Source organism: Mycolicibacterium flavescens (genome assembly GCF_001722335.1).
Lineage (GTDB): Bacteria > Actinomycetota > Actinomycetes > Mycobacteriales > Mycobacteriaceae > Mycobacterium > Mycobacterium flavescens.
The window spans coordinates 1-11,453 of the sequence record NZ_MIHA01000018.1 but is presented as its reverse complement, the minus strand read 5'-3'; the positions used below and the strand labels follow the sequence as shown (position 1 = coordinate 11,453).

The window sequence follows — 11,453 nt, the reverse complement described above, 5'->3', positions numbered from 1 at the left end:
ACATAGCGGCGATGGCTACCGAATTCTCGATGCCGCAGCGGCGGGCGCTCGCGGTGGCGACCGTGGTCGCGGTGCTGTTCGCCGCATACTTCCTGCGCAGCTACTTCATCCTGATCGTGGTGGCCGCGGTGGCCGCCTACCTGTTCTCGCCGCTGTATGTGCGGCTCAACCGGCGCATGGGCAGCGGCCTGTCGGCGACGCTGACCCTGCTGGCCGCGTTCGCTGTGGTGTTCGTGCCGCTGAGCCTGTTCGTCCTACTGGCCGTCGTGCAGATCACCACGATGGTCGAACGGGTGGCCGAGTGGGTGGGCCGCACCGACCTGTCGGCCCTCGGCGACCGGGCGCTGCAGATCGTCAACGACCTGTTGCGCCGCGTGCCCTACATCGACACCACCGTCACGCCCGAGTCGCTGCGCGGTTCGATGGCCCGGGTGGCCCAGGAGGGCGGACAGTGGCTGCTGGGCCTGCTGCAGGGCGCCGCCGGCGGCCTGTTCGGCGCGATCACCGCGCTGATCCTGTTCCTCTACGTCTTCTTGTCGCTGTTGACCAACCGCGAGCGGGTGGTGATGGTGATCCGCCAACTCAACCCGCTCGGCGAGGACGTCACCGACGTCTACATGACCAAGATGGGCGCGATGGTCAAAGGCACCGTCATGGGCCAGTTCGTCATCGCGGTCTGCCAGGGTGTCGCCGGTGCGGGGTCGATCTACCTCGCCGGATTCCACCAGGGCTTCTTCCTGTTCGCCGTGCTGCTGTCGGCGCTGTCGGTCATCCCCCTCGGCAGCGGAATCGTCACGATCCCGTTCGGCATCGGAATGATCCTGTTCGGCAACGTGTTCGGCGGCGTCTTCGTGATCCTGTTCCACCTCATCGTGGTGACCAACATCGACAACTTCCTGCGGCCGATCCTGGTGCCGCGCGAGGCCCGGCTGGACGCCGCGCTGATGCTGCTCGCGGTGTTCGCGGGCATCACCATGTTCGGCGCGTGGGGCATCGTGATCGGCCCGGTGCTGATGATCGTCGTCGTCACCACGATCAGCGTCTACCTGCAGGAGTACAAGGGCGTACCGATGCAGCGCTACGACGAGGACGAGCGCGACGAGAAACCCAAGCGGCGAAACCCGTTGTGGTGGTTGGGCCGTCGTATCAAGGAAGCCCGCGAGAAAGACCAGCCCCGGCAGGACGCCGACGACACCGAGGACGCCGAGCCGGAGCCTAAGTCAGCCGCTCCTTGAGGAACGCGACCACGCGTTTGAGCGCGACGTCGGTCGGAAACCCTTCGCGGCGGCGCATTTCCAGCGTTAGCACCGAATGGGCCATCTTGGTGAACCCGTGTTCGTTGCCTTTGCCCGAGTCGATCTCGATCACCTCGAACGCGTCGCCGAGCCGCTGCTTGAGCGTCGCGAAACGCTCTGCCGGCGCCAGCGCATCCTCGCTGAACCGCAGCCCCAGCGCGCACAGGCCGTCGTTGGCGGCGCGGCGTTCGACGATCTTGAGTTCGGCCTCCGACAGGCCGGGGTCGCGGCGCTGCTTGGGGGTCAGCGGAAGCGGCAGCGACGGCTGGCTCAGCACCGGCGCCAACACGGCGTCGTCGACGGCCGCGGCCAGCGCGAAGCCGCCGGTGAAGCACTGCCCGATCACCCCGACGCCCCTGCCCGGTGTCTGCTCGTTGAGGTCGCGGGCGAGTGCGCGCAGGTAGTGCGCGACCGGCCGGTCGGCGTTCGTCGCGAACGCGGCGAATTCGCGGGACACGCAGCCGCGCAGCATCACCGGCACCATCCCGGGCCGCATCGGCGGCGCCCCGGGGGTGCCGAACAGCGACGGGATCGCGACCGTGAAGCCGTTGTCCACCAGGTGATCGCCCAGTGCCAGCACACCGGGATGCGCGCCGGGCATCTCGGGGATGAGCACGACGCCGGGCCCGTCGCCCTTGCGGTAGACGTCATGGGTGTAGCCCGACGAGGTGAACGGCGCGACGGACCAGCCCGTGAGGTCGGCTTCCGGAGCCGTGTCCGCGGTCATGGAGCCTCCTGTGAATCCCGTGCTGCTAGCCGGCGGGCAGCGGCGACGCGGTCTGGGTCGCCGAGGCCAGCGTACGAAACTCCTCGGTGGTCGCGGCGCCGGTCAGCGCGATCTGTGCGGGTCCGCCCGCGGCATCGAGGCGCGTCGTCCACACCGGCTCGGCCGGGTCGCCGTCGTCGTCGCTGCCCTCGTAGACCACCCACCGGACACCGTCGACGTCGACCACCCCGGTCGGCAGCACGTCGGGGTTGAGCGAGCCGACCAGCTTGTCCTCGTCGGCGTTGCTCTGGGTCAGGCTGACATACATCCCGCTGGGCGCCAGGTAGCCGACGGTCGAGCTGACCGCCCGCCCGGGCTGCCCCGTCGCCGGGTCGACGCGCCCGCCCTCGATGCCCTTCCTGCTGCCGGAGTTGGACTGCCAGCCCTCGGGCAGCGCGGGCAGGCGGATCGGGACGTCCAGCGCGTCGGCGTCGGCCCGCAGCGCCGCGGCCGCGTCGTGCGACGGCACCGGTCCCGGGCCGGGGCCGCCGGCCTGGAACGAACACATGCCGAGTAGCCCGGCCAGCACGACGCACGCCACCACCAGCGGCGCGATCGACCAGAACATGTCGCGGCCGTCGTGCAGGAGCCGCGACTTGGCCGGCTTGGGGTGTGGCGCCGGTTGCGGCTGTGGCGTGGTCATGGCTGCCAGTATCCCAGCTCCCGAACTCGCAGCCGTTAATGGGAGAATCTGGCGCATGAGCCCCTCGCGCGGTGAAGCACCCGATCGAAATCTGGCCCTTGAGCTGGTCCGAGTCACCGAAGCCGGCGCCATGGCCGCCGGCCGGTGGGTCGGCCGCGGCGACAAGGAAGGTGGCGACGGGGCCGCCGTCGACGCCATGCGCGAGCTGGTGAACTCGGTGTCGATGCGCGGTGTCGTGGTGATCGGCGAGGGCGAGAAGGACAACGCGCCGATGCTCTACAACGGCGAGGAGGTCGGCAACGGCGACGGCCCGGAGTGCGACTTCGCCGTCGACCCCATCGACGGCACCACGCTGATGAGCAAGGGCCTGTCCAACGCGATCTCGGTGCTCGCGGTCTCCGAGCGCGGCACCATGTTCGACCCGTCGGCGGTGTTCTACATGAACAAGATCGCCGTCGGTCCGGAGGCCGTCGACGCGATCGACATCACCGCGCCGATCGCCGAGAACATCCGCCGGGTCGCCAAGGCCAAGGCCGTGTCGGTGTCCGACCTGACCGTGTGCATCCTGGACCGGCCACGGCACGCCGAGCTGATCGGCGAGGTGCGCGACGCCGGCGCCCGCTGCCGGTTGATCACCGACGGTGACGTCGCCGGCGCGATCTCGGCGTGCCGCCCGAACACCAGCACCGACCTGCTGGTCGGGATCGGCGGCACCCCCGAGGGCATCATCGCCGCCGCCGCGATCCGCTGCATGGGCGGCGCCATCCAGGGCCAGCTGGCCCCCAAGGACGACGAGGAACGCCAGAAAGCCATCGACCGCGGCCTGGACCTGGACCAGGTGCTGATGACCGAGGACCTGGTGTCCGGGGAGAACGTGTTCTTCGCCGCCACCGGCGTCACCGACGGCGACCTGCTCAAGGGTGTGCATTTCTACAGCGGCGGCTGCACCACGCAGTCGATCGTGATGCGGTCCAAGTCGGGCACCGTCCGGATGATCGAGGCCTACCACCGGCTGTCCAAGCTCAACGAGTACTCCGCGATCAACTTCACCGGCGACAAGAACGCCGTCTACCCCCTGCCGTAACCCCCCACCCACGAGAAGGGCACACATGAGCGCCGAGCCGTCTGGCAACGACGACACCGAGTTCCGCATCGAGCACGACACCATGGGCGAGGTCCGGGTGCCGGTCAACGCGCTGTGGCGCGCGCAGACCCAGCGGGCGGTCGAGAACTTCCCGATCTCCGGCCGCGGGCTGGAACGCACCCAGATCCGCGCGCTCGGCCTGCTCAAGGGCGCCTGCGCGCAGGTGAACAAGGACCTCGGGCTGCTCGACGGGGCGAAGGCCGACGCGATCATCGCCGCGGCCGCCGAGATCGCCGAAGGCCGCCACGACGACCAGTTCCCGATCGACGTGTTCCAGACCGGCTCGGGCACCAGCTCGAACATGAACACCAATGAGGTGATCGCCGGCATCGCAGCGCGCAACGGCGTGACCGTGCACCCCAACGACGACGTGAACATGTCGCAGTCGTCGAACGACACCTTCCCGACCGCCACCCACATCGCCGCGACGGAAGCGGCTGTGCGGCACCTGATTCCGGCACTCGAGGTGCTGCACGAGTCGCTGGCGGCCAAAGCTCGCCAGTGGCACACCGTGGTGAAGTCGGGTCGCACGCACCTGATGGACGCCGTACCGGTCACGCTGGGCCAGGAGTTCGGCGGCTACGCCCGTCAGGTCGAGGCGGGCATCGAGCGGGTGCGCGCATGCCTGCCGCGCCTCGGTGAGCTGGCGATCGGCGGCACCGCGGTCGGCACCGGACTCAACGCCCCCGACGACTTCGACGAGCGTGTGGTCGCGGTGCTCAGCGAGCAGACCGGGCTGGCCGAACTGCGGGTCGCCAAGGACCATTTCGAGGCGCAGGCCGCCCGCGACGGGCTGGTCGAGGCGTCCGGCGCACTGCGCACCATCGCGGTGTCGCTGACCAAGATCGCCAACGACATCCGGTGGATGGGGTCGGGCCCGCTCACCGGTCTGGGCGAGATCCAGCTGCCCGACCTGCAGCCCGGCAGTTCGATCATGCCCGGCAAGGTCAACCCGGTGATCCCGGAGGCGGTGACGCAGGTGGCCGCTCAGGTCATCGGCAACGACGCCGCGATCGCGTGGGGCGGCGGCAACGGCGCATTCGAGCTCAACGTCTACATCCCGATGATGGCGCGCAACATCCTCGAGTCGTTCAAGATCCTGACCAACGCCTCGAAGTTGTTCGCCGAGCGGTGCATCGACGGTCTGGTGGCCAACGAGGAGAGGCTGCGCCAGCTCGCGGAGTCGTCGCCGTCGATCGTGACGCCGCTGAACTCGGCGATCGGCTACGAGGAGGCCGCGGCCGTCGCCAAGCAGGCACTCAAGGAGAAGAAGACCATCCGGCAGACGGTCATCGACCGCGGCCTGATCGGCGACAAGCTCTCCGAGGAGGAGCTCGACAAACGCCTCGACGTGTTGGCGATGGCGAAGGTCAAGAACGCCGAGCACTAGTTCGACGGGCGCGGATGCCGACCTACCTCGCGAACCGGCCGACGGAGGAAGCCGCGATAGCGGAGTTCCTCGGCACCGCGTCGCGGACACCGTCGGCACTGCTGATCGACGGTGAGGCCGGGATCGGCAAGTCCACGCTGTGGCTGGCGGCGCTGGACCGTGCGGCCCGGCACGGGTTTCAGATCCTTTCCGCGCGAGCGGCGTCGGTGGAATCCGTGGCGGCCTACGCCACGTTGGCCGAGCTGCTCGGCGGGGTGCCCGACGACGTCATCGCCGATCTGCCCAGCGCCCAACGCGCGGCGCTCGAGCGGGTCCGCGGCGCCGCAGACGCCGACGCCGCGCCCACCGATCAACGCGCGGTCGCGGCGGCGTTCCTGTCGGTGCTCGAGCAGGTCGCCGAGCAGGCGCCGGTGCTGCTCGCGATCGACGACGCACAGTGGATCGACCCCTCGACCGTGCACGTGCTGGCCTACACCGCGCGCCGACTGTCCGGTCCGGTCGGCGTGCTGGGCACCGTGCGCACCGACGGGTCCGGGGACCCGGTGTCCTGGCTACAGATGCGGCGCCCGGATGCGGTGCATCGGATCACGCTGCGCCCGTTGCACTCCCGGGCGCTGCAATCGGTGATCTCCGAACACCTCGGGCGGCCGGTGCCGCGACCGACGATGTCGCGCATCTACGAGATCTCCGGCGGAAACCCCTTCTATGCCATCGAATTGGCCAAGGTGTTCGACAGCGGCGAGGACAAGCCGTTGCCGCACACGCTGGCCGCCGTCGTGCAGGCCCGCCTCGACGGGCTGGAACCTGACGCGCTGGCCCCGCTGTTGGCGGCGGCCACGGCGGCCACCCCGACCGTCGAACTCGTCACCGCGGCGGTCGGCGGCGAACCCGACCGCACCATCGAACTGCTCGAGACCGCCGAGCAGAACGGCATCATCGTGATCGAGGGCAACCGGATCCGGTTCACTCATCCGCTGCTGGCCACCGGCGTCTACACCGGCGCATCGGCCGACCAGCGCAGGCAGATGCACCGCAGGCTCGCCGGCGTCGTCGGCGAAACCGAGACGCAGGCAAGACATCTGGCGCTGGCCGCGACGACGGGCGACGACGCCACCGTGAGCGCCCTCGAGCGGGCCGCCGCCGGCGCCCAGGCCCGCGGCGCACCCGCGGCGGCAGCGGAGTTGATGGAGCTGGCGATCACGCTCGGCGGACCGACCCCCGAGCGCCAGATCCGGTTGGCCACACACGTCTTCGACGCCGGTGACCCGGCCCGGGCGCGGACGTTGCTCGAGCGCGCGATCGCCCAGCTGCAGCCCGGCCCGCCCCGCGCGACGGCGCGCCATCTGCTGGCGGTGGTCCGGTTCATCGACGACGGCTTCGTCGACGCGGTCGAGGTTCTGCAGCGCGCCCTCGCCGAAGACCGGGCCGACGAGCCGCTGCGGGCCGTGATGCTCACGACGCTGGCCTACGGCCTGTACATGACCGGCGACCCGGACACCTCGCGGCGGCGCGCCGCGGAGGCGGTCGCCAGCGCCGAAAAGCTCGGGGCACCGGGCCTGCTGAGCCAGGCGCTCGGCGCGCGGACGATCATCGAGTTCTTCACCGGCGCCGGCGTGGACGAAGCTGCCATGCGTCGCGCCCTCGAACTCGAGGACCACGACACGTTCGCACCCGTCATGCTGCGCCCCAGCCTCGAACAGGGTCTGATCCTGGCCTGCACCGGCGAACTCGACGCGTCGTTCGACCTGATGCGCGAGATCGAGCGCCGCTGCATCGAGCGCGGCGAGGAAGGCGAACTGGTCTTCGTCGAGTTCTACGTCGCGTTGACCCGCATCTGGCGCGGTGACTTCCCGGCGGCCGAACACATCGCGGACAACGTCACCCAACTGGCCCAGCAGCTCGGCGGAGGGTTCCCCGCGATGCTCAGCGCCGTGCTGCGGGCCTGGCTCGCGGTCTACCGCGGAGCCGAGCAGCAGGCGCGGGAGGCGATCTCCGAAGCGATCGAGACCAGCCGGCGCAGCGGCACGGCGTGGCACCAGGACTGGGCGCGCACGGCGCTCGGGCTGCTGGAGGTCTCGCTCGGGAACTTCGAGGCAGCCGCGGAGTCCCTGCAGCCGCTGCTGGCGCGGTTCGTCCCGGAGTCGACCGAGATCCAGGCCGCCTCCTTCGTTCCCGATGCGGTCGAGGCGCTCGTCGAACTCGGTCGCGCGGCCGAAGCCGAAGCCCTGGTGGCCGCGCTGGAACGCAACGGCGAGCGGCTGGACCGGCCGTGGATGCTGGCCGTCGGCGGCCGGTGCCGCGCTCTGCTGCTGGCCGCCGCCGGCGACCTGCGCAGCGCGCAGACCTGCGCGCGCCGAGCGATCGAGCAACACCGCCGGCTGCCGATGCCGTTCGAACAGGCCCGCACCACACTGGTTCTCGGCCAACTGCAGCGCCGCGCCCGCGACCGCGCCGCCGCGGCCACACTGCGGGAGGCGATCGCCGCCTTCGAACGCCTCGGCACGCCGTTGTGGGCCGCCAGGGCCCGAACGCAGCTCAGCGGGCTGGGCGGGGCGGGGGCGCCGAGCGCGCTGACCGCCGCCGAACTGCGGATCGCCGAACTGGCCGCCGCGGGTCTGACCAACCGCGACGTGGCCGGCGAGCTGTTCCTGAGCGCCAAGACCGTGGAAGCCACGCTCGCGCGGGTGTACCGCAAACTCGGTATCCGGTCCCGTGCGGAACTGGGCCGGATGATGGGTAGGCCGGACGCTTAGCGGGTATCAGTGCTTTGCCATCTGACACGTGGCGGATCATGATTGCCAAACAATGACGTTTGCGGCAATACACCTGTAATCCTGATCAACATGCCGGGGGACGTCGTGGTCGGCCAGCCAGCTCATCAGCGGGCGATAGCCGCTTTCCTGCATGCAGCCGCCGACGGGCCGGCCGCATTGCTGATCGAGGGCGAACCCGGGATCGGCAAGACCACACTGTGGTTAGCTGCCGTCGAGCAGGCCCAGAAGGCCGGATTCCGGGTGCTGTCCACTCGCGCGGCGGCCGCCGAATCCGTGCTCGCCTACACCGCGCTGGCCGATCTGCTCGACGAGGTCGACGCCGGAGCCTGGGCCGAACTGCCCACCCCGCAGCTGCTGGCCGTCGACCAGGTACTGATGCGGGCCGACAGCGACGCCGTCACCGACCAACGCGCGGTCGCGGCGGCGTTCCTCTCGGTGATCGAGCGGGTCGCCGAGCAGGGGCCGGTGCTGCTGGCCGTCGACGACCTGCAGTGGGTGGACCCGTCGAGCATGCACGTGATGGCGTTCGCGGCGCGCCGCCTGACCGGTCCGGCCGGGCTGCTCGCCACCGTCCGCACCGAACCCGGCGACGGGGCCGGCGCGGCCTGGTTGCAGCTGCCGCGCCCGGAGGCGGTCAACCGGATCCGCCTGCGCCCCTTGAACGTATCCGATCTGCACGCCGCGGTGTCCGCGCGGCTGCGCCGACCGTTCTCCCGCCCCACCATCGGGCGCATCCACCAGGTGTCGGGCGGCAACCCGTTCTATGCGATCGAACTGGCACGCGCGATCGACGAGAAGGCGTCCGGTACCGACCCCGCGTTGCCCCGCACCCTCACCGACGTGGTGCGCACCCGCCTCGGCGCGCTGGAACCCGAAGTGCACGACGCGCTGCTTGCCGCCTCGTGCCTGGCCGCTCCGACCGTCGACCTGGTGTCGAGCGCCACCCGCAGCGACGACGACGAGCTGGTCGACCTGCTGGAAACCGCTGAGAGCCAAGGAATCATCGCGATCGACGGCAACCGCATCCAGTTCTCGCACCCGCTGCTGGCCCGGGGTGTGTACACCCAGGCCCCGCCCGGCAGGCGCCGGTCGATGCACCGGCGGCTGGCCGAGATCGTCGACGAACCCGAGCTGCGGGCCCGGCATCTGGCGCTCGCGGCGACCAGCGGGGACGAGGTCACACTGCGGGCTCTCGACATGGCCGCCGAGTCCGCCCGGGTGCGCGGCGCCCCCGCGGCCGCGGCCGAACTGCTGGACCTGGCGATCGGGCTCGGCGGTGACACCCCGGACCGGCGGCTGCTCTCGGCGCTGCACCACTTCGACGCCGGCGACCAGGAGCGGGCGGCCGCGGTGCTCGAGGAGGCCATCGGACAGCTGCCGCCCGGCGACCTGCGCGCGGAGGCGCTGACCCGCCTGGCCGTGGTGCGGCTCTACAACGAGGGGTTCTTCGAGGCGGCCCGCGTGCTGCGCGAGGCCCTCGACGAGGTGCGCGACAACCGCGCGCTGCGGGTGCAGGCTCTGGTCACGCTGGCCTACGCGCTGTTTCACGGCAACTCCGTGCACGACGCGGTGGCCACCGCCGAGGAGGCGGCCACCGCCGCCGAGGAGCTCGACAACCCGCACCTGTTGAGCATGGCGCTGGGCATGGTGGTCATGATGCGGTTCGCCGCCGGCGACGGATTCGACGCCGAGCTGCTGCAGCGGGCGCTCGAGTTGGAGGACCCGGAAGCGTTGACGCCGTTGGTCTTCCGCCCCAGCGTGCAGCAGGCGCTGCTGCTGGAGTGGACCGGTCAGCTCGAACAGGCCCGCGCGCAGCTGGACAAGATCCGCGCGCGATGCCTGGAAAAGGGCGAAGAGGGCGAGCACGTGTTCATCTCGCAGCACGTGGTGACGACGGCGATCATGCACGGCGACTTCGCCGAGGCCCGCGCGATGACCGAGGACGCGTTGGACAAGGCGCATCAGCTCGGCGGGCACACGCCGCAGTTCCTGACGCAGAGCCTTCGCGCGCTGTTGACCGCGTTCGCCGGTCAGGAAGCCGCGGCGCGCGAGGCGATCGAGGAGGCCCTCGAAGCCAGCCGTCGCACCGGCACCGTGCGTCTCGCGGCGCGGGTGCGCTCGGCGCTGGCGTTCCTCGAACTGTCGCTGGGCAACTACGAGGCCGTCGTGGCCGCGGTCGAGCCGATGCTGTCGCAGTTCGATCCGCAGAGCACCCCGACCGAGTTACCCGACGCCGCGTACCTGCCCGACGCCGTCGAGGCACTCGTGCAGCTCGAGCGGCTGGAAGAGGCCGAGCCGTTGATCGTGGCGCTGGAGCGCAACGGCCGCCGGGTCCAGCGGCCGTGGATGCTGGCGGTCGGGGCGCGCTCGCGGGCGATTCTGCTGGCCGCCCAGGGCGATCTCGACGGTGCGCACGCCGCCGCCTCGAGCGCGCTGCGAATCCACCACGACATGCCGATGCCGTTCGAGCGTGGCCGCACGCTGCTGATCCTGGGCCAGATCGAACGCCGGCAGCGCAAGAAGGAGTCGGCGTCGGCGTACCTGCAGGAGGCGTGCGAGGTGTTCGAGACCCTCGGTGTCCCGCTGTGGGCCGCGCGGGCGCGCGCCGAGCTGTCGCGCTCCAACGTGGGACCGCGCCGCGACGGCCAGCTGACGCCGTCCGAGCAACGCGTCGCCGAGCTGGCGGCCTCGGGCATGAAGAACCGCGACGTCGCGACCGCGCTGTTCATCAGCCCCAAAACCGTCGAGGCCAACCTGGCCCGGATCTACCGCAAACTCGGCATCAAATCGCGGGCCGAACTCGGCCGCCACATCGGCAGGCCGAACGAGACCGGAACGTAGGGAAACCCCCTATTCCCCTGTGCGCCGCACGGGTTTACGGTCGAGTCGCTCCCACCTCACGCCCGTCGACAGGAGGATCGGTGCTCACCTCCGAAGCCCCACCGGTGACCGTTCAAAGTCCCACGCTGGTCACCACCGCGACCAGCCAGCCCGCGCTCGGTGCGGGGTTCGCGGTGCTGGGCCTGGTGTCGCTGCTGGACCTGCCCCGGCGGGGCCGCGGCGACCGGGTGCTGGCGCTGAGCGGCGCGGCGGCCGCGGGCTGGTACCTGGTGTCGACCGGCCGTCGCCGGTAGCGATTCGGGTGTAGTTGGTTGCGCTGACCGCAATGTCGTGTTTAGGGACATCGCTGACAGGTGTATGTCTCGGGACATCGCTGACACCTGAGTAGAGCCTGGTCAAGATGATCCATGGCTCAGAAGGTGGCGGCGATGGATCTTCGTATCGCAACGGCGGCGGCTGGACAGATCGATAACGTGTCGCAGTTTTGCCGCGATCATCGGATCAGTAGGCAGACGTTTTACAAGTGGCGCAGCCGCTTCAGCCAGGAGGGCCTGGCCGGTCTCGAGGAGCGCTCGCGCCGGCCGCTGTCCTCACCGGGCC

General features: G+C 70.5%; 9 protein-coding genes. 7 read left to right on the top strand and 2 right to left on the bottom strand.

Translation table 11 applies throughout. The features are described 5' to 3' along the window. Nucleotides 1-11 precede the first annotated feature (11 nt). A complete protein-coding gene (locus BHQ18_RS21370) occupies nucleotides 12-1,235 on the top strand; it encodes an AI-2E family transporter (RefSeq protein WP_069415656.1) in 1,224 nt (407 codons plus the stop codon). Here BHQ18_RS21370 and BHQ18_RS21365 read toward each other — a convergent pair. Next, nucleotides 1,216-2,022 (bottom strand): dienelactone hydrolase family protein, encoded by an 807-nt coding sequence (locus BHQ18_RS21365; RefSeq protein WP_069415655.1) that lies wholly within the window; start codon nucleotides 2,020-2,022, stop codon nucleotides 1,216-1,218. The genes BHQ18_RS21370 and BHQ18_RS21365 overlap by 20 nt on opposite strands. A gap of 25 nt (nucleotides 2,023-2,047) precedes the next feature. Then, on the bottom strand, nucleotides 2,048-2,704 hold the full coding sequence (locus BHQ18_RS21360) for a DUF4245 domain-containing protein (protein ID WP_069415654.1): 657 nt from the start codon (nucleotides 2,702-2,704) through the stop codon (nucleotides 2,048-2,050). 55 nt (nucleotides 2,705-2,759) lie between these two features. Between BHQ18_RS21360 and glpX the strand changes: the two genes are divergently transcribed. From glpX to BHQ18_RS21330, 6 genes are all read left to right on the top strand, one after another. Continuing rightward, nucleotides 2,760-3,788 (top strand): class II fructose-bisphosphatase, encoded by a 1,029-nt coding sequence (glpX, locus tag BHQ18_RS21355; protein ID WP_069415653.1) that lies wholly within the window; start codon nucleotides 2,760-2,762, stop codon nucleotides 3,786-3,788. Between the two features lie 25 nt (nucleotides 3,789-3,813). Continuing rightward, on the top strand, nucleotides 3,814-5,238 hold the full coding sequence (locus tag BHQ18_RS21350) for a class II fumarate hydratase (protein WP_069415652.1): 1,425 nt from the start codon (nucleotides 3,814-3,816) through the stop codon (nucleotides 5,236-5,238). Nucleotides 5,239-5,252: 14 nt separating this feature from the next. After that, nucleotides 5,253-7,991, top strand: coding sequence for an ATP-binding protein (locus BHQ18_RS21345; RefSeq protein ID WP_069415651.1), 2,739 nt, complete (start codon nucleotides 5,253-5,255; stop codon nucleotides 7,989-7,991). A gap of 90 nt (nucleotides 7,992-8,081) precedes the next feature. Beyond that, the gene (locus BHQ18_RS21340; protein WP_069415650.1) at nucleotides 8,082-10,853 is read left to right on the top strand and encodes a helix-turn-helix transcriptional regulator; all 2,772 of its coding nucleotides are present in this window, start codon (nucleotides 8,082-8,084) and stop codon (nucleotides 10,851-10,853) included. Nucleotides 10,854-10,933: 80 nt separating this feature from the next. Continuing rightward, nucleotides 10,934-11,146 carry a hypothetical protein gene (locus BHQ18_RS21335; RefSeq protein WP_069415649.1) on the top strand — a complete coding sequence of 71 codons (213 nt, stop codon included), beginning with the start codon at nucleotides 10,934-10,936 and terminating at the stop codon, nucleotides 11,144-11,146. A 114-nt stretch (nucleotides 11,147-11,260) separates the two neighbouring features. Beyond that, nucleotides 11,261-11,453: helix-turn-helix domain-containing protein (locus tag BHQ18_RS21330; protein ID WP_131815691.1), on the top strand; the 193-nt coding region annotated here is incomplete at its 3' end.

Coding starts and splice junctions, on each gene's coding strand:
- BHQ18_RS21370 (WP_069415656.1), top strand. CDS start 12: ATGGCTACCGAATTCTCGATGCCGCAGCGGCGGGCGCTCGCGGTGGCG.
- BHQ18_RS21365 (WP_069415655.1), bottom strand. CDS start 2,022: ATGACCGCGGACACGGCTCCGGAAGCCGACCTCACGGGCTGGTCCGTC.
- BHQ18_RS21360 (WP_069415654.1), bottom strand. CDS start 2,704: ATGACCACGCCACAGCCGCAACCGGCGCCACACCCCAAGCCGGCCAAG.
- glpX (WP_069415653.1), top strand. CDS start 2,760: ATGAGCCCCTCGCGCGGTGAAGCACCCGATCGAAATCTGGCCCTTGAG.
- BHQ18_RS21350 (WP_069415652.1), top strand. CDS start 3,814: ATGAGCGCCGAGCCGTCTGGCAACGACGACACCGAGTTCCGCATCGAG.
- BHQ18_RS21345 (WP_069415651.1), top strand. CDS start 5,253: ATGCCGACCTACCTCGCGAACCGGCCGACGGAGGAAGCCGCGATAGCG.
- BHQ18_RS21340 (WP_069415650.1), top strand. CDS start 8,082: ATGCCGGGGGACGTCGTGGTCGGCCAGCCAGCTCATCAGCGGGCGATA.